Below are 21,500 nucleotides of genomic sequence, written 5' to 3'. Positions count from 1 at the left end.
CCGCGCCGTCGAAGGATCAGGCGACGGTGGCGGGTTCGAGGATGACGTCGTCGGCGACACCGAGCGCGGTGAGCAGGGTGCGTCGGACGCGCTGGAAGGCGGGCAGGCTGGCGTCGCGGCCGCCGGGCAGATCGACGAGGGTGTCCACGGACAGCTTTCCCTCGTCGAGCACGAGCACCCGGTCGGCCAGGGCGACCGCCTCGTCGACATCGTGGGTGACCAGCAGGACGGTCGGCCGGTGCCGGGCGATCAGGTCGCGCAGCAGCGCGTGCATCTTGATGCGGGTGAGCGCGTCGAGCGCGCCGAAGGGCTCGTCGGCCAGCAGCAGATCGGGCTCGCCGACCAGTGAGCGGGCCAGCGAGACCCGCTGCTGCTCACCACCGGACAGTTCGCTGGGCCAGGCCCGTTCGCGTCCGGCCAGGCCGACCTCGGCCAGGACCTGTTCGGCGGCGGTGCGCCGGGTGCGCGGCTGGCCGTAGAGCACATTGGCCAGCACCCGCTGCCAGGGCAGCAGCCGCGAATCCTGGAACACCACCGAGGTCTTCGCCGGAACCCGCAGGGTGCCGCTGCCGTCGACGTCGTAGTCGAGTCCGGCCAGGGCCCGCAGCAGCGTGCTCTTGCCCGAACCGCTGCGGCCGAGCAGGGCCACGAACTGGCCCGCCGGAATGGTCAGGTCGATCGAGTCCAGGACGGTGCGCTCACCGAAGCGGCGCGTCAGCCCGCGCACCGCCACACCGGCGACCTTCGCCTCGCTCAGCCCGCGATCGTGCGTCGCCATGACAGCACCTTTCGTTCCAGCAGCCGGATCGCCGAGTCGGAGATCAGGCCGAACGCGCCGTAGACCACCAGGCCGACCAGGATCACATCGGCCTGTCCGTAGTTCTGGGCGTTGGTCATCATCTTGCCGAGACCGTCGGTCGCGTTGACCGTCTCGACCACGATCAGCACCAGCCACGCGCTGGTCACCGAGAGCCGCAGACCCAGGAAGAAGCCGGGCAGCGAGCCGGGGATCACCACGCTGCGGATGAACTCCGCCCGCGACACCCCCTGGACCTCGGACAGTTCCACCAGTTTCTGGTCGATCGTGGTGAGCGAGGCGTGGGTCTGGATGTACATGTGCACGATCACGCCGAGCGTGATGAGCACGACCTTGAACTCCTCACCGATGCCCAGCCACAGGATCATCAGCGGGATCAGGCCCAGGGTCGGGATGGCGCGCTTGATCTGCACCGGGCCGTCGATGATCGATTCACCCAGGCGCGAAAGTCCGGCGATCACCGCGAGGGTGGTGCCGATGAGCACGCCGATGACCAGGCCGAGCATGGCACGTTGCAGCGAGACGCCGAGGTTCTCCAACAGCGAGCCGTTCACCGTCAGATCCCAGCCGGTCTGCAGGACGGTCCACGGCGCGGAGAGCTTGCGCGGGTCGATCAGTCCGAACACCGCGCCACCGGCCCAGGCGGCCAGGATCAGCACCACGCCGAGCAGGCGGGCGGCGGGCACGGCCTTGCGCAGACCCAGCCTGCGCAGGGTGCGGCGTTCGACGAAGCCGTCGTCGGTGGGGGTGCCGACCGTGGCGGCGGCACGGGGCAGGGCGATGGTCATCACGCCCCCTTGTTGCGGTACGGCGCCGCGACCGCCTCGTAGGCGATCTTCTCGAAGCGCCGATCGAACAGCTCCTCGGCGTCGAACGACTTACCGAAGAATCCGGCGCTGGTCACCAGATCGATCGTTTCCTGTTCCCAGGAGATCGCCTCGTCCCAATTCTCCGGGAAATACGGCTGTTCGACGGTGGTCAGAATGCGTTTACCGTCGGCCACCGACACCGACTGGTCCTTCACGTAGTACGCGTCGATCCATTCGTCGGGGTGTTCCCACGCCCACACTTCGCCACGCGCCCAGAATTTCACGAATTCGGCGACGGCGGCGGCCTTGTTCTCGTCGCGCAGTACCGCGGTCGGGGCCCACAGCACGCTCAGCGCGTCGACCGCCGTCGTCTCGACGCCGGTCGCGCCCTCGCTGGCGTACTTGTCGAGGTACTTGGTCAGCGACGGCTCGCCGAGCGGGGCGACGTCGAGTTCCTTGGCCTGCAACGCGGTGAGGAACTTGGTGCTCGACAGCTCGACGAGCTGCACCTCGTCGGTGCGGATGCCCGCGGCCTTGAGCGTGCGCAGCACCACCAGCCCCTGTGCCTGGCCCGGGGAGAAACCGATCTTCTTGCCGCGCAGGTCGGCGACGGAGTTGATGTTGGACCCGGGCGCGGTGGCCAGCTTGTACAGCGGCGTCGTGCGCACCTTGACGCCGACGATCTTGGCATCGAGCCCGGTGGCGTGGGCGTGGATCGGCGGGATGCCCGCGTTGGTGGCCAGGTCGACCGAACCGCCGCGGAACGCCTGGATCACGTCCGGACCCGCCTGGACCGCGGGCCACGACGACACCGTGAACGGCAGCTTGCCCAGCTCGCCGGAGGCGGTCAGCGCCACCTTGGCGGTATTGGCGGCGACGGCGAGCGAGACACCCGGCGGCACGGTGGTGGGCAGCGGCGCGGTGAGCGCGGAATTGTCCTCGTCGCCCGTGGCGCAGGAAACGGCCAGCAGCGAAGTGGCGGCGGCGAGCAGAGCTATTCGTCGAATAGTTTTACGCATGATGATTTCTCGGATCGAATCGTCGGAATAGTGCGCTGAGAATTCGAACCGCGACAACACCGCGCGCCCGGAATTTCCCGGACGTCGCCGGTGTGCATTCTGTTCATGCCGACAACTGTCGCTTTCCGAGGCCATTCCGGTCAATATTCGACCGCCTTAAAATAACCACGAATCAAACCGCCTGCGCGGCCACCGGCGCCAAGGGGTCGCGGAACAGCTCGTGCAGCACCACCCCGGCGGCCGACATCATCAGTACCTGGCCGGGAAACGCCGATTCCACGATCACCTCGGCCGGGTTCCCGCCGATCACCGAATGCGCGCGTACCGCGTCGTCGTAGGCGTCGCGCAGGCCGGGCACGCGACCGAGACCGCGGTCCACCAGGACCAGCGCCTCCGGGTCGAGCAGGTCGATCAGGGCCGCCGCGACCGCGCCCATGGCCTCGGCGCGTTCGAGGAAGCACGCTTGTTCGGGTCCGCCCGCCGCCGCGGCCTCGACCAGGTCGGGAACGGTCGCGTGCTGCCCGCCCGCCCTGGTGAGCAGCGCCTGATCGCCCAGGTCGGCCAGGTCGGTGGTGGGACCGGCGGTGGCGCTGAGCAGGCGGGCGACCGACCCGGCCCCGGAGTGCGGGCCGTAGTGCACCCGGCCGTGCACGGCGAAGGCGGCGTCGATGACATTGCCCACGAACAGCACGATCGAACTGGCCGTCTCGCGCAGATGCCCGTAGAGCTGTTCGGCGTGCATGAGCGCGCGGGTGTGGCTGTCCACGCTCACCGCCAGCCCGGTGCGGGCAGCGAAGTACTCGCGCACGGGGATGTCGCGCCAGCGCAGGTAGGAGTGGTCGATGACCGAGCCGGTGGTGGTGTCGACGCGGCCGCCGATGGCCACGCCGAGGCCACGGACGCGCACGCTGTCGTCGAGGCCGTCGGCCACCGCGTTCACCCGCTCGATGGCGGTGTCGAGGATGTCGTAGGGGGCCAGCGTGCGATGCGGGAGTTGTTCGCTGTGCAGCACGGTGCCCGCGATGTCGACCACCGCGACGGTGCTCTGCGCGGCCGCGATGTGCACCGCCAGCACCACATTGCCCGCGCTGTCGAGCGCGATCGGGCTGTGCGGGCGGCCGACGCCGCCGGGTCCCGAGGTCTCGGGCAGTTCCACCAGCAGCCCCGCGTCGAGCAGGGCGCGACTCTGGCAGGTCACCGTCGCCGGGGACACCCCCGCCCGTTTGGCCACGATGCTGCGCGGCGCCGAGCCCAGTGCGAGCACCGCCTGTAAGACCGCCCCCGCACTGCTGTTCGTCATGTGCCACACACCTCGCCGTCACTACTGACCGATCACGGTACGGAGCGCGCCGGTCGCGGCGAAGGCTTCAGCGCACGGTGATCCCAACCCCGTGCCTACACTGGGCCGATGCCGAACTACAGCTTCCGGTGCCGCTCCTGCGGCGACACGTTCGAGGTCAGCCGTCCGATGGCGCGGTCGTCCGATCCGGCGTCGTGTCCGGCGGGTCACGACGACACGGTCAAACTGCTCACCACCTTCGCGGCGGTCGGTCGTGGTTCGGCCCCCGCGCCCGCCCCGGCACCGCGTCCCGCCGGGGGCGGCTGCTGCGGTGGCGGCGGGTGCTGCTGAGGCCCGGTCTCAGTCGCGCCGGTCGCTGTGGCCGAGGTCGCGGTCGGGGGCGATGCGGTCGCGCACGCGCTGCTTGAGGACCGCGATCTCGGGAAAACCGCCGTCGGCCTTGCGTTCCCACAGCTGTTCCCCGTCGAGGGTGATACGGAAGATCCCGCCCTCCCCGGGGATCAGCGCGACCTCACCGAGCTCGGTGGTGAAGGTGCTCAGCAGCTCCTGCGCCATCCAGCTCGCGCGCAACAGCCAGCGGCATTGGGTGCAGTATTCGATCGCGATGCGGGGCATGGGTGCAGTATCCCCCTCGTCAGTCCTGGAACGTGCCGTCCAGGTACACCCACGCCCCGTCGACGCGGACGAAGGTGCTGACCTCGTGCAGGGACTCGCGCGTCCCGTCGAGCCGGTAGTGGGCGACGAATTCCACGGTGCCGTTGTCGTCGAAGGGGCCGCCGCGCTCGGTCCGGACGATCTCCAGGAACAGCCACCGCTGGTCGGCGTCGAGTGCGAGGGCGGCGGGCCGGGTCTTCGGATGCCACGATCGCCGCAGGTAGTCCACGTCGCCGACCACGAACGCGGTGTAGCGCGAGCGCATCAGGGTCTCGGCGGTCGCGGCCGCCCGCTCCCCGGCCAGGATCGGGCCGCAGCACTGGTCGAACGGTTCGCCGCGACGGCACGGACACGGTTTCGGATCAGCCACGGGCCCATCCTGCCGGAACACCGGGGCAGCTCGTTGGGGGACCCGGCCCGCTGTCTCAGCCGAACGGCTGGTGGGCCAGCGGGACGAGCGCGAGGGCCGAGGCCAGGTCGGCGGTCTGGTCGCGCCAGCGGCTCAGATCGGTGACGCTGGGCGCCATCTCGTAGTCGAGGTGGTGGGCTGCCCGCGACAGCGCCGCCCACAGCGCCCCGACCTGCCCCGCGGTCTCCGGTCCGGCGTACACGCGCAGCGCGAGCAACTGGGCGCGCATCGGACACCGCATGAGTTCCGGCGCGATCTGCGCCCACAATTCGTCGACGGCCTGCTCGAGCGCCAACCGCAGAATCCACGCCACCGCCCGCGACCACACACCCCCCGCATCCGGCACAGCCCCCGCCAACAGGTGTTCCGCCGCGTCGAGCCGCTCCCCCACCGACGGCCGCCGAACGAACTTCGCCCGGGTCGGCCTGCCCCGCCGATTCACGCGACTCCACCCTCGCCACCAGCGCGTACGCGTCGCGCCACGGACTCGACGCGAGGGCCGCCGAACGCAGACGCACGCGGGTCATCACCGCCGGACACCGGTGCATGCTGCCCGCCACCGGACACGAGCGCGCGCGGGCCGTTGTCGCTGTTCATGAGCGGGTGAGGGTGGGTTCGTGGGCGCGGAGCCAGGTGATGAAACGTTCGGTGTCGCTGATCAATTCGCGCATCGGGCGGTCGATGGGGACGTGGGCGCCCGCGGTGGCGTCGCGCAGGACGCCGACCAGCCAGCGGCCGCCGACGGCGGACAGGTGCTTGTTCAGGTCGTCGACGCGGGCACCGGGGCCCATGATCGCCAGGGTGATCATGGCGCGGGTGGTGTGGGCATTGCGCACGCGCCGTTCGACCTCGGCATGGTCGAGGCCGCGGGCGAGCAGTTCGTGGCGGGCCTTGGCCAGCCCGGCCGCCTCGATGGCCGAGCGACAGCAGGTGGCGACCAGTTCGTCGGCGATGGCGGGCGGCAACTGGGGGGTGCGCACGAGCGAGCGGGCATCGTCGAGATAGCGGCGCACCGGGTCACCGGTGACCCGCACCTCCACCAGCGAGCGGTCCCGGCGCTGCACCTCGAGCACGGTGGCGTCGAGCTGCATGCGGCGTACCGCCTCGGCGAGGCGTTCGTCGTGGGTGAAGACCACCACCTGCCGGGTCGCCGCCACCTCGGCGAGCACGCGGGCGAGTCCGTCGACCTTGGCGGGGTCCATCGCCTGCACCGGGTCGTCGATCATCACGAAGCGGAAGGGGCTGTGCGCCACCGTGGCTCGCGGCAGGAACAGCGAGAGCCCCAGCGCGTGCAGCTCACCCTGGCTCATCACCCCCAGCGCCGCACCGTCCACCTCGTCCACGGTCACATCCAGCAGCACCCGTCGCGCCGTGCCCGCGCTGCCCTGCAACCGGATCGCGCCCAACTCCACATTGCTCTGCTGCCGCAGCGTGCTCCACACCCAGCGCGCGGTGCTCTCCAGCGGCCGCATCCGCTCGCCCCGGATGGTCGCGGTCGCCGACTTGAGCCAGTCGGCGGCCTTCTTCACCACCCGCAGTTCCCCCGCGTCGGCCGAGACCGCCCGCGCGGGATCGAGCCAGGCGAGAATCCGGGGCACCAGCGGCGACCACACCGCATCGAGACGCTCCAGTTCTTCCCGCGCGTGCTCGTGCAACGCCGCCAGTTCCGTGACGAGTGCGGTGTAGGTGTCGCGTACCCGCGCGGCGAGGTCGTCTCCGGGGTCCGCCGCCGCCAGCGCCGCCCACGCCGACCACCTCCGCCGCACCACCTCGGCACGGGCTTCGAGGGCACCCGTCGCGGTGGACTCGTCCCGGTGCGACGGGCCTGGGACCATGGCCGACGATGCCGCCGCGGACACTGGTTCGCGCGGCGCCACAGCCCGGTCGGCGGTCGTCTCCGCGACCGTCAGTTCCAGCGGAACCGGTGTCGGGTGGACGCGGACGGCGGTGAGGGCGTCGTCGAATTCCGTGCGCGCCGCACGCAGCGCGGTGAGTTCCCGGCCGCGATGGGTGATCTCGTCGTCGACGGCGGTGAGCCAGGCGGTGTCGAGATCGCCCCGTCCGCAGACCGGACACGGGCACGCGCCGCTCGCGGTGGCGTGGTCGCGGGCGCGGGTGAGCAGGTCGAGGACGCGCAGGTCGGCTTCGGCGTCGGTGGTGGCGTGGCGGGCCAGGTCGGCGGTGGCCTCGGCGAGCCGGTCGGTGGCGGCGGCGACCAGGGCCGGGTCGGGCAGGGTCAGCCGCAGCAGCGCGCGCAGCTCGTCGGCGCCCAGCGCGGAGCCGGAGACCTCGGCGGCCACCGCGTCGAGATCCGCTTCGGGGGCGCGCAGGAGTTCGGCGACGCGGCGGGCACGATCGTCGTCGACCTCGGCGAGGTCGGCGAGCAGGTCGGTGCGGGACTGCCGCGAATCCTTCACGGCGCGTTCGAGTTCCAGCTTGCGCAGGCGGATGCGTTCGGCGGCCGCGGCCAGGTCGTCCAGGCCGAGCAGGCGGTGCAGGGCGTCGAACAGGTCGCTCGGCTTGCCGTCGACCAGGGCGCCGAGCTCGCTGTAGGACAGGAACGGGCGGTACAGCTCGAGATGCCTGCGTCTACCGCGCGGGTCGATGGGTACCGGCGCGGCCTCGCCCCGACGTTCGGTCCAGCGCGCCTCGGATAGATCGGAGCCGGGTGCCCAGTACGTCGCGATGGTGCGGTCGGGTTCGTCGCCCGCGGTGAGCAGATCCACCTCGATCCGCGCCAGATCAGGCTCGTGCAGGTTGCGCCAGCCTTCCCGCCAGGCGGTGGACCGACCGTCCCAGCGGCGGTTTCCCCCGGTCAGCGCGAATTCGGCGGCCTCGGCGAAACTGGACTTGCCGCTACCGTTGCGGCCGACGACCAGCGTGAGACCGGGACCGGGATTCAGGCGCAGCGTGGCGGTCGGGCCGATGCCACGGAAGCCGTGCACCGTGATCGCGCGCAGGAACACGCCGGTGTCGCCCGCCTCCGCGGGGTGCGCCGCGCCGTCGCGTTCGGTGAGCGCGGCGAGCACGCATTCGGCGACCCGGTCCTCCACAGCCGGATCGGCGGCGAGCTCGCGCGCGACCACCTCGGCGATCCGATCGGAGCACACTACCGACAACCCCCTTCGCGCCCGCGCGCAATGCGGCGACCAGGTTGCCCGGGCGCCGTGACCCTGCCAGGAACGCTACCCGATCGCCGGGCGTTCGCCCAGGGGATGCCTTGGGCCCCAGCGAATCTGCCCGCGGGAGTGGAATGGCCATCGCGGAACCTCGGCGGGCCCTCGATGTCCACCCCTCGCCCACCCCGGCGGGCAGCTCGATGAGGTGCTCACACCCGCGATACGCTCCGTCGAGCGGCGTGGGCGGTCCGGGCGAGCCGAACAGGTCAGAATGCCAGACATCACTGTTCACGGCAAGTCCGAGCGCGTGAATCTGCCGTCGCACCAACGTTTTCCAGGCGGTTCTCCGCGGGGACCGGAAATTGTCAGTGTGCTCCGGTAGATATTTCGGCGACACAGAACGGGGGAACCGATGACCGAAGCGCAGACGCCGTGGACCGAGGATCAGGTCCGCGCGCTGGCACCCGACGCGAGCTCGCTGACTGCCGCTCGCAAGCTGGCCGGTCGCTGGCGCGAGACCGGCACCGCGGCCGGTGCGGTGTGGGGCCTGTGCCAGGGCAGCGGCGCCAAGCCATATCAGACGATCGTGGATCTGGCCGGTCCGGCGTACAAGTGCTCGTGCCCGAGCCGCAAGTTCCCCTGCAAGCACGCACTGTCGCTGTTGCTCGCCTGGGCGGGCGGCACGGTGCCCGCGGCGACCGAACCCGCCGATTTCGCGGCGCAGTGGCTGGCCGGGCGGGCGGCCAAGGCGGCCGCGCCCGCCGCGCCCAAGGCGGCGAAGGTGCCGTCGCAGGCGACCATCGAGCAACGGCGCGGCCGGGTGTCGGCGGGTCTCACCGAGCTGGAGGTGTGGCTCACCGACCAGATCCGCACCGGCCTGGCCCAGTCCGACCGCTCCTACGCGGCCTTCGAGACCATCGCGGCCCGCATGGTGGACGCGCAGGCACCGCGCGTCGCCGAGGCCCTGCGCAGGCTGCCCACCGCGACCGTCACCACCGAGCACTGGCCGGAGGTGCTGCTGCGCGAGTACGCCCGCCTGCACCTGCTGGTGCGGGCGCATCGCTCGCTCGACGCCCTGCCCGAACCTCTCCAGGCCGGTGTGCGCACCCAGGTCGGCTATCCCGTGCAGGCGGAGTCGGTGCTGGCCGAACCCGCCGTGCGGGACCGCTGGTCGGTGCTCGGGATGCGGGTCGGCGAGGAGGAACGTCTCCACACCCGCCGCACCTGGCTGCGCGGCCGGACCAGTGGCCGCTGGGCCCTGCTGGTGGAGCATTCCTTCGGCACCCCGACTTTCCCCGGCGAGGTGCCCGCCCCGGGCTGTGAGGTCGACGCCGACCTGCACTTCTATCCCGGTCCGGCGCCGCTGCGCGCGCACTTCGGTACCCGTCACGGCGTGCCGGAACCGTTCACCACCGTGCCCGCCGTCGGTGGCACGTCGATCGACGCCGCGCTCGACGCCTACGCCGCCGCGCTGGGTCGGGATCCGTGGCTGCGGTCCTGGCCCGCCGTGCTCGCCGACGTGGTCCCCGTGCTCGACGAGCACGGCTGGCAGCTGGTCGACACCGACGGAGTGGCGTTGCCGTTGCCCCCGGGCACGCACCCGTGGCGGCTGGTCGCGGTGGCGGGTGGTCATCCGGTAACGGTGACCGGTGAATGGGGTGCCGAGGGCTTCGATCCGATCTCGGTGCTCAGCGCCGGTGAGGTGAGCGACCTGGAGACCGAGTTCCCCCGCGTCACCACCGCGACTCCCGCACTGGCCGAACTGGTTTCGGTGGCGCTGATGGGCACCGCCCGGCGCGGGGTCGACGGGCTGCGCCTCGACGCGGCGGTGTCCACCGCGCTCCCCCAGCACTCCGGTGAGCCCGCGACGCGCCTGCTCGACACGGCCGCGCTGCAAGACCTCTACCTGCGCGCGGGCCGGGTGCCGGGCGCTGCCGCCAAACCCGCTCCCGCCCAGGACGATCCGCGTGCACTGCTGCCGTCGCGCGCTGCGGCCCGACTGAGTCGATTGCTCACCGAGAAGTCGCCGTTCCTGCCCGAATGGTTCGCCGCGGCAGCTCCTTCCGACTTCCGACTGCCCGATGTGCTGTGTGTCCAGGCGCTGTCGGCGGCCGCCGCCGACACGAGCCTGCGTGGCAACCTGCTGCGGCTCGCGGGCAGGCGGGGCCGCTGGCTCGCCGCCCGTAACCCCGCGTGGGCCAAGCTGGTCGACGAGTTCCCCGTCGACCGTGAGATCCTCGACTCGGCGCTCGGCACCACCGCGATCGGCACCGGCCGATCCGACTCGGACGACCAGGCTCCGGCGGGGCACGACATCTGGTTGTTCGGGACGGCGGGCGAGCGCAAGGACTGGTTCCGGGAATTGCGTCGCACCGACGCCGCCACGGCGCTCGAGGTGCTCACCGCCGCGTGGTCGAAGGAATCGGGCCCGGTCAAGGCCGAGCTGCTCGAGCTGGTGGGGATCGAGCTGAGCCCGGCCGACGAGGCGCTGCTCGAACGCGCGCTCGACGACCGACGCGGCGACGTGCGGCGGACGGCGACCGGGTTGCTGGCGCGACTGCCGAATGCGGCCTTCGGCGCGCGGATGACGGCGCGACTGACAGCGTGGGTCCGGGTGGGCGAGGACGGCGCGCTGGTCGTCGAGGTCCCCACCGAGGTCGACGCGCGCGCCCGCCGCGACGGCATCACCGACGGCACCGACCAGCCCACCCTGCGCTGGGACAGCGGCGACGCCACCCAGAAGACGCTGCACCAGGTGATCGCCGCGACGCCGCTGTCCGCGTGGGCGGGCATCCTCGGCACCGGCACCACCGCCGAGACGGCGGCCGCCGCCCTGTCGACCACGCTGCCCGCGCGCTACGCCAAGGTGATCGTCGACGGCTGGGTCGATGCCGCGCTGGCCGCGGGCGACGACGTCTGGGCGCGGGAACTGTTCGGGCGCGCGACACCGACCGAACAGGCCGTGTTGCGCCGCCGCGAACTGTTCACCCTGCTCGGCCAGGACGACCGGATCGCGCACATCCTCGATCTCGACGCCCATCAGCTCACCGAGCTGCACGCGATCCTGCCCGGCCTCGCGCACCCGTGGCCGGAGCGGGTCGCGGCGCACGTGCTCCGACTGCTCGGCGAACGGGCCCGCACCACCGCCCGGCAACCTCACGCGAACGCGGGCGTCTACGCCGATCGCGCCCTGCTCACCGCGGCGGGCGTGCACCTGCCCGTCGCCCTGGCCAGCCGGGTCACCGCGCTGGCCGACACCACCGACGACCCCGCCTGGCAACAGGCCTTCCACCGACTCGCCCACGATCTCACCGATCGCGCGACCATGCTCGAGGAGCTCCGATGACCACTGCCGAAGCCACCACCACCCTGCTGCGCCCGCACGCCGAACAGGCTTTCGCCGACGAGCTGGCCGCCCTGGCCCGCGTCGACGACCGGCCCCGGCCGCCGTCGTGGAAGCTGTCGCCGTGGGCGGTGGTCACCTATGTCCTGGGTGGCACCCTCGACGACGGCACGGTGATCACACCCAAGTACGTCGGCCCGCGCAGGCTCATGGAGGTCGCCGTCGCGACCCTGGCCACCGATCGCGCGCTGCTGCTGCTCGGGGTGCCCGGTACCGCGAAAACCTGGGTGTCGGAACATCTCTCGGCCGCGGTCAGCGGGGAGTCCACGCTGCTCGTGCAGGGCACCTCCGGCACCGCCGAGGAGGCCATCCGCTACGGCTGGAACTACGCGCGCCTGCTGGCCGAGGGGCCCAGCGACGCCGCGCTGGTGCCGTCGCCGGTGATGACGGCCATGCGCACCGGCGCCATCGCCCGCATCGAAGAACTCACCCGCATCCCCTCCGATGTGCAGGACGCGCTCATCACGGTGCTCTCGGAGAAGACCCTGCCGGTGCCCGAGCTCGGCGCGGAAGTGCAGGCGGCCAAGGGCTTCAATGTGATCGCCACGGCCAACGACCGTGACCGGGGCGTCAACGATCTGTCCTCGGCGCTGCGCCGCCGGTTCAACACCGTGGTGCTGCCGCTGCCCGCCGACGAGGACTCCGAGGTGGCCATCGTGAGCCGCCGGGTCGAGCAGCTCGGCGCCGCGCTGGAGCTGCCGACCGTGCGCGCCGCCGCCGAGGAGGTGCGGCGCGTGGTCCGGGTCTTCCGCGAGTTGCGCTCGGGCATCACCGCCGACGGCCGCACCAAGCTCAAGTCGCCCTCGGGCACGCTCTCCACGGCCGAGGCGATCTCGGTGATCACCAACGGTCTGGCGCTGTCCGCGCACTTCGGCGACGGGGTGCTGCGCGCCTCCGATATCGCGGGCGCCGTGCTCGGCTCGGTGATCAAGGACCCGGTCGCCGACTCGGTGATCTGGACCGAATACCTCGAAGCCGTGGTCCGCGAGCGTCCCGACTGGGCCGACTTCTACCGCGCCTGCCGCGAGATCGCCAGCTGACCCCGCACACCGCAGGGAAGGACGGACGCACAGCACCGATGGGGTTTCGATGAGTGAACAGACAGACGACGGCACCACCAAACCGCCGCACGACACACCGGTGACACGGGTGTTCGGCATCCGGCATCACGGTCCCGGCTCGGCCCGCTCCCTGCGCCACGCGCTCGAGGAGTTCGGCCCGGACGCGATCCTCATCGAGGGGCCGTCCGATGCCGATCCGCTGGTCGGGTTCGTCGCCGCCGACACGATGGCCCCGCCGGTCGCGCTGCTGGCCTACGTCCCGGATTCGCCCGCCCGCGCGGCCTTCTGGCCGTTCGCGGTGTTCTCCCCGGAGTGGCAGGCCCTGCGCTACGGCGTCGAGCACGGCGTCCCGGTCCGCTTCTGCGACCTGCCCGCGTCCCAGGTACTCGCCGCCGACGATGCCGAGCGCGGCGACCGCACCGACCCGCTGGGCACCCTGGCCGCCGCCGCGGGCTACGACGACGCCGAACGCTGGTGGGACTCGGTGGTCGAATCCGTCCCCGACAGCACCGCGTTCGACGCCATCACCGAGGCGATGGCCGCCCTGCGCGAGGACGCCCCGGTCTCCCCGGAGGCGGACCCCACCGTCGCCGAGCCGTCGGCCGTCGAACCGCCGGAAGTGGCCGACGCCGACCCGAGCGTTGCGATCGAGGCGGGACAGGCTGCGGCGACAAGGGAATTCGCGCCACTGGTCGTCGACCAGCACACCCTGCGACGCGAAGCGCACATGCGCCAGACCATGCGGCAGGTGCTCAAGGGTGGAGCCCAGCGGCTGGCGGTGGTGTGCGGTGCGTGGCACGCGCCCGCGCTCACCGGGCCGCTGGGACCGGCGGCACCGGACACCCGGCTGCTCAAGGGGCTGCCCAAGACCAAGGCCGCGCTGACCTGGGTGCCGTGGACGCATTCGCGCCTGGCCGCAGGGTCGGGCTACGGCGCGGGCGTCACCTCGCCGGGTTGGTACCACCACCTGTTCAGCGAGACCGAGCGGCCGGTGGCGCGGTGGCTCACCAAGGTCGCCGGGGTGCTGCGGGCCCACGATCTGCCGGTGTCGAGCGCGCACATCATCGAAGCGGTGCGGCTGGCCGACACCCTCGCGGCGCTGCGCGGGCGGCCGCTGGCGGGCCTGTCCGAGGTCACCGAGGCCGTGCGCTCGGTGATGTGCGGCGGCGACGAGACCATGCTGCGTCTGGTGATCGACGAACTGGTGGTCGGCGAAACCCTCGGTGGCGTCCCCGAGGACACCCCCACCGTGCCGCTGGCCGCGGACCTGCGGGCCCGGATCAAGACGCTGCGCCTCAAGCAGGAAGCGTTGGCGCGCACCGTCGACCTGGACCTGCGCAAGGACCGCGACGTGGAACGCTCGCACCTGCTGCACCGGCTGCGGCTGCTCGGGATCGACTGGGGCACACCGACAGTCGGCGAGACCCGCAACACCGGCACCTTCCGGGAGACCTGGGCGCTGCGCTGGGAACCGGAGTTCGAGGTCCGGATCGTGGAGGCCGCGGTCTGGGGCACGACGCTGCGCACGGCCGCCGAGGCCAAGATCCTCGACACCGCCGCCCGCGACGACGTCACCGTCTCGGCGCTGGCCGAAGCACTCGAGCTGGCGCTGCTGGCCGATCTCGGCGGCGCCACCGACGGACTGATCACCCGGCTCGAGGCCGCCGCCGCCCTCGACCACGACGTCACCCACCTGCTCACCGCCCTGCCCGGCCTCACCCGGACCCTGCGCTACGGCGATGTGCGCGGCACCGACACCAAGGCCCTGGCCCATGTGGCCGACGGGCTGCTGGTACGCATCTGCGCCGGTCTACCCGGCGCGGTGACCGGCCTCGACACCGACGCCGCCGAGGCCCTGCGCGCCCAGATCGACGCCGCGCACACCGCGATCAGCACCCGCGACGACGAGCATGCCAGCACCGAATGGCTGGCGACACTGCACCGCGTCGCCGACCGCGACGACGTGCACGGCGCCATCGCGGGCCGCGCGGTCCGCCTGCTGTGCGACGCCGAACGCATCGACGACGCCGATTCCGCGCGCCGCCTGGCCGCGGCCCTGTCCGTCGGCAACACCCCTGCCGCCAAGGCCGCCTGGATCGACGGCTTCCTCGGCGGCCGCGGCTTGCTGCTGGTACACGACCGGGAACTGCTGCGGCGCATCGATGAATGGCTCCGTGACCTGGCCGAGGACCAGTTCGTCGCCACCCTCCCGCTGCTGCGCCGCACCTTCGGCTCGTTCGAATCCGGCGAACGTCGCGCCATCGGCCAGGCCCTGCGCGACACCGGCACCACCGCAGCCACCCCGCAGAACACCACCTCCCTCGACCCGGCTCGCGGCCGACTCGCGCTGCACGCCGCGACCGCGATCCTGGGTGCCGCCGGATGACCGCCCCGACACCGGTCCCGCGCGGACCTGAGACCCGGCGACGCCCGGGCCCCGGCGCGCCTCCTCCGCACCGCTTCCCGCTCGACGACCAGGAGCACCACGCATGACCGATCTCGACGAAACCCAGTCGCGCCGTTGGCGTCTCGTGCTCGGCACCGCTGCCGAGGAACAGCTCGGCGGCCTGTCCGGCGGCGCCGACCAGGCGATGGATCAGGCACTGGCCGCGCTCTACAACACCGGTGAGTCCACCGGATCGCAGAAGAGGTCCGGCGGCCTGGGCGGTTCGGCACCGAGGGTCGCGCGCTGGCTCGGTGATATCCGCACCTACTTCCCGGCGACCGTGGTCGAGGTGATGCAGCGCGACGCGGTCGAGCGGCTGCACCTCACCCAACTGCTGCTCGAACCCGAACTGCTGGAATCGGTGGAACCCGATGTGCACCTGGTGGGCACGCTGCTCGGGCTCAACCGGGTGATGCCCGAGACCACCAAGGCCACCGCCCGGATGGTGGTGGAGAAGGTGGTACGCGAGATCGAGCGGCGCATCGCGGCCAAGACGGTGGCGGCGGTGTCGGGGGCGATCAACCGGGCCGCGCGCACGCATCGGCCCAAGCTGCGCGACATCGACTTCGACCGCACCATCCGCAAGAATCTCGCGAACTACCTGCCCGAGCAGCGCACCGTGGTCCCCGAGCGGCTGGTCGGCTACGGCCGCAAGGCGCAGGCGATCCAGCGTGATGTGGTGCTGGCGATCGACCAATCGGGGTCGATGGCGGCCAGTGTGGTCTACGCGTCGGTGTTCGGGGCGGTGCTGGCCTCGATGCGGTCGTTGAAGACCTCGCTGGTGGTGTTCGACACCGAGATCGTCGATCTCACCGAGCAACTCAGCGATCCGGTGGACGTGCTGTTCGGCACCCAACTCGGCGGCGGCACCGACATCAATCGCGCCATCGCCTACTCGCAGTCGCTGATCACCCGCCCCACCGACAGCCTGTTCGTGCTGATTTCCGACCTCTACGAGGGTGGGGTGCGCGAGGAGATGCTGCGGCGGATGAACGCGATGAAGGAGGCGGGCGTGCAGGTGGTGGTGCTGCTCGCGCTCTCCGACGAGGGCGCCCCGGCCTACGACCGCGACAACGCGGCGGCGCTGGCCGCCCTCGGCATCCCGGCTTTCGCCTGCACCCCGGACAAATTCCCGGATCTGCTGGCCACCGCGCTCGATCGCGGCGACATCACCCGCTGGGCCGACACCCACGCCCCGGCGGTCTGATCGGTTCGCACCGGACTCGGGAGCGTTCCCGGCCGTGGCCAACTAGGCTGCGAACGATCGAGTTCGGTGAACGGGGTGAGGCGATGTTGCGGCACGGGGAGGTGTTCGCCGGGTTCGTCATCGAGCGGGAGCTGGGACGCGGCGGGATGGGCGCGGTGTACGCGGCCCGCGACCGGCGGCTGCCTCGGCTGACCGCGCTCAAGCTCATGCACCGGGATCTGTTCACCGACTTCGAGATCCGGGCGCGGTTCGAGCGGGAAGCCGATCTGGTGGCCCAGCTCGACCATCCCAACATCATCACCGTCTACGACCGCGGGATGGACGAGGACCGGTTGTGGATCGCCATGCAGTTCGTCGACGGGGTCGACGCGGCGGCGGTGCCGGTGCGGGAGTTCGGGGCCGAGCGGATCGCGCAGATCGTCGCCCAGACCGCGAGCGCGCTGGACTACGCGCACCGCCAGGGCGTGCTGCACCGGGATGTGAAGCCCGCCAACATCCTGCTCTCGCGCACCGCCGGTGTGGGCGCCGGTTTCGACGAGCGGGTGCTGCTCACCGATTTCGGCATCGCCAAACTCCTCGACGACACCGGCGGCCTGACCCGCACCGGCCAGTTCACCGCCACCATCGCCTACGCCTCCCCCGAACAGCTCAGCAGCGCACCGCTCGACGGCCGCGGCGACCAATACTCCCTGGCCTGCACCGTCTTCCGCCTGCTCACCGGCACCGGCCCCTTCGACGCCCCCAACCCCGCCACGGTCATGCTCGGCCACCTCAACGCCCCGCCGCCCCCGGCCAGCACCCATCGCGCCACCCTGCCCACCGCGGTCGACGCCGTCCTGGCCAAGGCCATGGCCAAGAACCCCACCCACCGCTTCCCCACCTGCACCGACTTCGCCACGGCCCTCACCACCGCCCTACGCACCCGCCCCAGCCCCCACCCCGACCTCCGACCCACCCCCCACGACCACGCCCGCCTGGCCACCACCGCCCCGAGCGCGACCACCCACGCCCCCAACGCCCATTCCACCGGCGCGGCCACCCACGCCCCCAACGCCCGCCCCACCAACGAGGCCACCCACGCCCCCAACGCCCGCCCCACCAACGAGGCCACTCGCGACCCCAACCCTCGGTCCACCGGCGCGGCCGGGCGAGACCCGAACGCCCAGCCCGCCAACGCGGGCACCGAAGACGCCGACATGCGGCCCACGGGCGCGGCCACCCACGACTCGAACGCCAGGCCCGCCAACGCGGCCACCGCCCGCTCGACCGCTGGCGGGCCCGCGACACCCACCCCGCGGCCCGCGGCGGTCGGCACCTCCTCGGGGAGTGGCGAACACCGTTTCGCGCGGGCGGCGCATCGGTATCGTGACGCGGCTCCGGCCTGGCTCGATGCCGTGCACGGGTGTCTGTTGGGTGGGGCGGTCGGTGACGCGCTCGGTGCGCCGGTGGAGAACCGGTCGCTGCGGCAGATCCGGGGCGAGTACGGCGCGGCCGGGCTGACCGACCCCGCGGTGCTGCGGATCTCGGAGGAGACGCAGTTGACGGCGTTCACGGTCGAGGCGCTGATCCGGGGATCGGTGCGGGCCAGGGCCGATGGGGTCGGCGGGGCGACGCTGGGGTTGTTGCAGCAGGGGATGCTGGTGTGGTTGCGCGGGCAGGTCGAGGAGGTGCCGGAGCAGCCGGTGCCGCTGTTCAGCACCTTGAGCAGGCATGTCGAGCTGGTCGAGCAACGGGGACTGGCGAATTCGGTGTACACGGCGCTGCGGCGGGCCGCCGAGCGCGGGGCGCCGACCGATCCGCTCGGCACCAGGGAGCGGCCCGTCAACGGTTCCAAGGGCAGTGGCGCGGTGATGCGGGCGGCGCCGTGCGGATTCGGGTACGCGGCCGACCGGAGCGGGGCGGCGCTGAGCGCCATCTTCGAATTGGGCTGTGACACCGCCGCGCTCACGCACGGTCATCCGAGCGGGTGGTTACCGGCGGGCACGCTGGCCGCGCTGATCTACCAGCTCACGCGTGGTGCCGACACCGCCACCGCGCTCGACCGGGCGCGCGGTGAACTCGCGGGCTACCCCGGTCACGAGGAGACCTCCGCCGCGCTCGAGGCGGCCAGCGGGCTGGCGGCGCGTCTGGCCAGGGCGGGCCGGGCGCCGACACCGGAGGATCTGGAAACCCTCGGCCAGGGCTGGATCGGCCCGGAGGCACTCGCCATCGCCGTCTTCGCCATCCTCGCCGCCGAGACGCTCGGCGGCCCCGCCCACGAGATCGTCCGCACCGGATTGCTGTTGTCGATCAACCACTCCGGTGACAGCGACGCCACCGGTTCCCTGGCGGGCAGCCTCCTCGGCGCCCGCTACGGCCGCCCCACGCTGCCACGTCGCTGGTCGAACACCGTCGACGCGGGACCGGTCCTGCACCGCCTCGCCACCGACTACTGCACCGAATTCGGCCTCAACCCACCCAAGGACGACCACGGCCGCCCACCCAACACCTGGATCGACCGCTACCCCGCCTGACCGACGGCACACGAACTCCGGCGGTTCGGCCCGCGTTCGCACACCATCGGCCACCGCCGCCACAGCCTGCCGACCAGCTCGGCGCCGGGCGCCTCCTCACGCACGCCGGGCGCCTCCTCACGCACGCCGGGCGCCTCCTCACGCACGCGGGCACCGGATACGCGCTTCGCCCCGCACCGGCTGGCAGTGCGGGGCGAAGGGCTTCCCGTCTACAGATCCGCGATGGCCGCCAACGGAGGCGTCCGCGCGGCCCGGATACCCGGCCATACCGCCGCCAGCACACCCACCACCGCCGAGGCGATCAGCACCGTCACCAGTTGCGACCACGGGATGGTGATCTGGTCGATGCCCAGATCGCGCAGGGTGCGCAGGAACCCGACGCCCAGCGCGATGCCGAGGACCAGGCCGACGATGGCGCCGAAGATGGCGATCAGCATGGACTCCAGGTAGATCGTGCGGCGCACCTGCGCGCGCTGGGTGCCGACCGCGCGCAGCATGCCGATCTCGCGACGGCGCTCCACCACCGACAGCGCGAGGGTGTTGATGATGCCGAGCACCGCGATCACCACGGCCAGCGCGAGCAGGCCGTAGAGGATGGCGAGCAGGGTGTTGATCTGCTTGCCCTGCGCGCCCTTGAACTCCTCGTGATCCTGCACCTGCACCACCACGAACGGCTCGGTGGCCTTCTCCAGATTCGTCCGCATGGCGGTGAGATCGGTGCCGGGCTGCGCCTTGACCAGCACGAAGATATTGGTGCGCAGGCTCGGCGGCATCAGCTGTTCGTAGACGCCCGGGTCGACGACCATCGGCCCGAGCAGCGGGTTGTCGGCGTAGATCCCGCCGACGGTGAGCTCGAGCTTCTTGTTGTCGAGGCTGGTGATCTCGACCTTGTCGCCCAGTTTCCAGCCGCGATCGTCGGCCTCGGTCTGCCCGACCAGCACGCCGCGTTCGGCCACGGTGGAACTGCCACCGACCATGTCGACGTCCATCACCGGGTCGATCGGGCCGTCCAGCGAGGTGGCGCCGACCTGATCGCCGTCGACCTTGAACGCGACCACCCGGATGCCGGTCACATCGCTGATCCCGGGCACCTCGGTGCGCACCGCGTCCACCGCGCCGATCGGGGCACCGATCATCTGCGGTCCGGCCAGCACGTACTCGGCCTTCACGCCCTTGTCGATGAGCACGCCGACGCTCGTCTTGGCCGAGGCGCCGAGGATGCCGATCGCCGAGACCAGCATGAGCCCGAGGGTCAGGGCGAAGGCGGTGGCGGCGGTGCGGCGCGGGTTGCGCACGGCATTGTTGCGTGCCATCTGACCGATCGCGCCGAACGGCCGGGTGAGCACGCCGAGCACCAGCACCATCGGCCGCGACAGCGCCGGAGCGGCGAGCAGCACGGCCAGGATGAGCCCCAGCGCGCCGAGGCCGACCGTCACCGCGGCACCCTTGCCCGTGCCCTGCGCGCCCACGTAGACGAGCACGCCACCGACCACCGCCAGCACCGCGCCCAGCACGGTCCGCAGCCGCAGCGAGTCGCCCGCGCTGGCGAATTCCGAACGCATGGCCTCCACCGGCGGCACCTTCGCGGCGCGGCGGGCGGGGGCGTAGGCGCTGGCCACGGTGACGATCAAGCCGACCAGCAGCGCCACGATCGCGGTGCGCGGCAGCACCGTCAGCGAACCGGTGGGCAGGCCCAGATCGAAGGCGTTGAGCAGCGCCGAGAGCCCGAAGGCCAACCCGATACCGGCGGCCAGCCCCAGCGCGCTGCCGATCAGGCCGATCACCACGGCCTCCGACACCACCGAGCGCCCGACCTGTGCCCGGCTCGCGCCGATCGCGCGCAGCAGGGCCAGTTCGCGCAGGCGCTGGGCCACGATCATCGAGAAGGTGTTGTAGATGATGAAGGTGCCCACGATCAGCGCGATCGCGCCGAAGGCGAGCAGGAAGTAGTTGATGAAGGTGAGCGCCTCGGAGATCTGCTTCTTCATGTCCGCGCGGACCTCGTCGGCGTTCTGCACCTTGTAGTCGGGCAGTCCGGCGGCCAGGCGGTCGCGCAGTTCGTCGGGCGAGGTGCCCGGCGCGGCGGCGATATCGGCATAGGCGACGTGGGTGCCGTCGGTGAACAGCTCGACGCCCTGCGCCTCGGTGAACATCACCGCCAGCACGCCGCCGCCCTCGGTGCCGGGCATCTCGTAGATGCCGCTCAGGGTCACCTCGAACGGGTCGCCCTTGGACGGGATGAGCACCTTGGTCTTGTCGCCGACCTGCAACCCGGCCTTCTCCGCGCCGGTGGTGTTGAGCGCGATCTCCCCCGGCCGGGCGGGCGGTGCGCCCGCGACGAAGGTCTGCGGGTCCTCGACGGATTTCTCCGGCGGCAGGTAGGACAGGCCGAAACTCGGCGCTCCCCCGGTCTGCACGGCCTTCTTGCCGTCGGGTTCGAGCAGCACGACCGGGCCGTTGACCGCCGGTGCCACCCGCGCGACGCCCTCGGTCTTGGCCAGCGCGGCGACGATATTGGTCGGCACGCCCAGCGACTGCTGCGCCTCGGGCCCGACACGCACGTCGACACCCTGGGCCTGGCCCTCGAAGATGCTGTCGAAGGTGCGCTGCAGGGTGTCGGTGAAGACGAACGAGCCGGAGATGAAGGCAGTGCCCAGCACCACCGAGAGCAGGGTCAGCGCCAGGCGCACTTTGTGCGCGGCGAGATTGCGCAGCGCGACCTTGCGCATGGGGTTGCCCCCGC

At 71.9% G+C, this 21,500-nt stretch carries 16 protein-coding genes; 6 read left to right on the top strand and 10 right to left on the bottom strand.

Annotated features, from left to right (window positions below; genetic code table 11):
* Positions 1 to 16 precede the first annotated feature (16 nt).
* The 4 genes from QC180_RS14860 to QC180_RS14845 all read right to left on the bottom strand — a co-directional run bounded on the left by QC180_RS14860 (position 17) and on the right by QC180_RS14845 (position 3,945).
* A complete protein-coding gene (locus tag QC180_RS14860; protein ID WP_278263322.1) occupies positions 17 to 778 on the bottom strand; it encodes an ABC transporter ATP-binding protein in 762 nt (253 codons plus the stop codon).
* Entirely contained in the window at positions 754 to 1,605 is an 852-nt protein-coding gene (locus tag QC180_RS14855) for an ABC transporter permease (protein ID WP_278263321.1), read from the bottom strand. The genes QC180_RS14860 and QC180_RS14855 overlap by 25 nt, the downstream gene beginning before the upstream one ends.
* Positions 1,605 to 2,645, bottom strand: a complete 1,041-nt coding sequence (locus tag QC180_RS14850) for an ABC transporter substrate-binding protein (RefSeq protein ID WP_278263320.1) — start codon at positions 2,643 to 2,645, stop codon at positions 1,605 to 1,607. Before QC180_RS14850 ends, QC180_RS14855 begins: the two co-directional genes overlap by 1 nt.
* A gap of 172 nt (positions 2,646 to 2,817) precedes the next feature.
* Positions 2,818 to 3,945, bottom strand: a complete 1,128-nt coding sequence (locus tag QC180_RS14845; protein ID WP_278263319.1) for an ROK family protein — start codon at positions 3,943 to 3,945, stop codon at positions 2,818 to 2,820.
* A 108-nt stretch (positions 3,946 to 4,053) separates the two neighbouring features.
* Between QC180_RS14845 and QC180_RS14840 the strand changes: the two genes are divergently transcribed.
* On the top strand, positions 4,054 to 4,275 hold the full coding sequence (locus QC180_RS14840) for an FmdB family zinc ribbon protein (RefSeq protein ID WP_278263318.1): 222 nt from the start codon (positions 4,054 to 4,056) through the stop codon (positions 4,273 to 4,275).
* Positions 4,276 to 4,284: 9 nt separating this feature from the next.
* On the opposite strand, the gene QC180_RS14835 is transcribed toward QC180_RS14840, so the two are convergent.
* The 4 genes from QC180_RS14835 to QC180_RS14820 all read right to left on the bottom strand — a co-directional run bounded on the left by QC180_RS14835 (position 4,285) and on the right by QC180_RS14820 (position 8,118).
* Positions 4,285 to 4,560, bottom strand: a complete 276-nt coding sequence (locus tag QC180_RS14835; RefSeq protein WP_278263317.1) for an Rdx family protein — start codon at positions 4,558 to 4,560, stop codon at positions 4,285 to 4,287.
* A gap of 19 nt (positions 4,561 to 4,579) precedes the next feature.
* Positions 4,580 to 4,969, bottom strand: a complete 390-nt coding sequence (locus QC180_RS14830) for a YchJ family protein (RefSeq protein WP_278263316.1) — start codon at positions 4,967 to 4,969, stop codon at positions 4,580 to 4,582.
* Positions 4,970 to 5,024: 55 nt separating this feature from the next.
* The gene (locus QC180_RS14825; RefSeq protein WP_278263315.1) at positions 5,025 to 5,321 is read right to left on the bottom strand and encodes a hypothetical protein; all 297 of its coding nucleotides are present in this window, start codon (positions 5,319 to 5,321) and stop codon (positions 5,025 to 5,027) included.
* Positions 5,322 to 5,601: 280 nt separating this feature from the next.
* Positions 5,602 to 8,118: an AAA family ATPase gene (locus QC180_RS14820; RefSeq protein WP_278263314.1), complete on the bottom strand. Its 2,517-nt coding sequence runs from the start codon at positions 8,116 to 8,118 to the stop codon at positions 5,602 to 5,604.
* Between the two features lie 421 nt (positions 8,119 to 8,539).
* On the opposite strand from QC180_RS14820, the gene QC180_RS14815 reads away from it, so the two are divergent.
* The 5 genes from QC180_RS14815 to QC180_RS14795 all read left to right on the top strand — a co-directional run bounded on the left by QC180_RS14815 (position 8,540) and on the right by QC180_RS14795 (position 18,757).
* On the top strand, positions 8,540 to 11,473 hold the full coding sequence (locus QC180_RS14815; protein ID WP_278263313.1) for an SWIM zinc finger family protein: 2,934 nt from the start codon (positions 8,540 to 8,542) through the stop codon (positions 11,471 to 11,473).
* On the top strand, positions 11,470 to 12,570 hold the full coding sequence (locus QC180_RS14810; RefSeq protein ID WP_278263312.1) for an ATP-binding protein: 1,101 nt from the start codon (positions 11,470 to 11,472) through the stop codon (positions 12,568 to 12,570). The genes QC180_RS14815 and QC180_RS14810 overlap by 4 nt, the downstream gene beginning before the upstream one ends.
* A gap of 49 nt (positions 12,571 to 12,619) precedes the next feature.
* Positions 12,620 to 14,977 (top strand): DUF5682 family protein, encoded by a 2,358-nt coding sequence (locus QC180_RS14805; RefSeq protein ID WP_278263311.1) that lies wholly within the window; start codon positions 12,620 to 12,622, stop codon positions 14,975 to 14,977.
* A 103-nt stretch (positions 14,978 to 15,080) separates the two neighbouring features.
* On the top strand, positions 15,081 to 16,244 hold the full coding sequence (locus QC180_RS14800; RefSeq protein WP_278263310.1) for a VWA domain-containing protein: 1,164 nt from the start codon (positions 15,081 to 15,083) through the stop codon (positions 16,242 to 16,244).
* A gap of 83 nt (positions 16,245 to 16,327) precedes the next feature.
* Positions 16,328 to 18,757 (top strand): ADP-ribosylglycohydrolase family protein, encoded by a 2,430-nt coding sequence (locus tag QC180_RS14795; protein ID WP_278263309.1) that lies wholly within the window; start codon positions 16,328 to 16,330, stop codon positions 18,755 to 18,757.
* On the opposite strand, the gene QC180_RS14790 is transcribed toward QC180_RS14795, so the two are convergent.
* A complete protein-coding gene (locus QC180_RS14790; RefSeq protein WP_278263308.1) occupies positions 18,745 to 18,903 on the bottom strand; it encodes a hypothetical protein in 159 nt (52 codons plus the stop codon). The genes QC180_RS14795 and QC180_RS14790 overlap by 13 nt on opposite strands.
* A 63-nt stretch (positions 18,904 to 18,966) precedes the next feature.
* Positions 18,967 to 21,486, bottom strand: a complete 2,520-nt coding sequence (locus tag QC180_RS14785) for an ABC transporter permease (protein WP_278263658.1) — start codon at positions 21,484 to 21,486, stop codon at positions 18,967 to 18,969.
* Between the last annotated feature and the right edge of the window lie 14 nt (positions 21,487 to 21,500).

This window comes from Nocardia anocheti, assembly GCF_029675105.1.
Lineage (GTDB): Bacteria > Actinomycetota > Actinomycetes > Mycobacteriales > Mycobacteriaceae > Nocardia.
The sequence above is the reverse complement of the archived record's forward strand: the minus strand, read 5'-3'. Positions and strand labels throughout refer to the sequence as shown.

What these genes read in the sequence shown, in the direction of transcription:
- QC180_RS14840 (WP_278263318.1), top strand. Translation starts at nt 4,054, where the DNA reads ATGCCGAACTACAGCTTCCGGTGCCGCTCCTGCGGCGACACGTTCGAG.
- QC180_RS14845 (WP_278263319.1), bottom strand. Translation starts at nt 3,945, where the DNA reads ATGACGAACAGCAGTGCGGGGGCGGTCTTACAGGCGGTGCTCGCACTG.
- QC180_RS14800 (WP_278263310.1), top strand. Translation starts at nt 15,081, where the DNA reads ATGACCGATCTCGACGAAACCCAGTCGCGCCGTTGGCGTCTCGTGCTC.
- QC180_RS14810 (WP_278263312.1), top strand. Translation starts at nt 11,470, where the DNA reads ATGACCACTGCCGAAGCCACCACCACCCTGCTGCGCCCGCACGCCGAA.
- QC180_RS14835 (WP_278263317.1), bottom strand. Translation starts at nt 4,560, where the DNA reads ATGCCCCGCATCGCGATCGAATACTGCACCCAATGCCGCTGGCTGTTG.
- QC180_RS14785 (WP_278263658.1), bottom strand. Translation starts at nt 21,486, where the DNA reads ATGCGCAAGGTCGCGCTGCGCAATCTCGCCGCGCACAAAGTGCGCCTG.
- QC180_RS14850 (WP_278263320.1), bottom strand. Translation starts at nt 2,645, where the DNA reads ATGCGTAAAACTATTCGACGAATAGCTCTGCTCGCCGCCGCCACTTCG.
- QC180_RS14815 (WP_278263313.1), top strand. Translation starts at nt 8,540, where the DNA reads ATGACCGAAGCGCAGACGCCGTGGACCGAGGATCAGGTCCGCGCGCTG.
- QC180_RS14860 (WP_278263322.1), bottom strand. Translation starts at nt 778, where the DNA reads ATGGCGACGCACGATCGCGGGCTGAGCGAGGCGAAGGTCGCCGGTGTG.
- QC180_RS14855 (WP_278263321.1), bottom strand. Translation starts at nt 1,605, where the DNA reads ATGACCATCGCCCTGCCCCGTGCCGCCGCCACGGTCGGCACCCCCACC.
- QC180_RS14795 (WP_278263309.1), top strand. Translation starts at nt 16,328, where the DNA reads ATGTTGCGGCACGGGGAGGTGTTCGCCGGGTTCGTCATCGAGCGGGAG.
- QC180_RS14805 (WP_278263311.1), top strand. Translation starts at nt 12,620, where the DNA reads ATGAGTGAACAGACAGACGACGGCACCACCAAACCGCCGCACGACACA.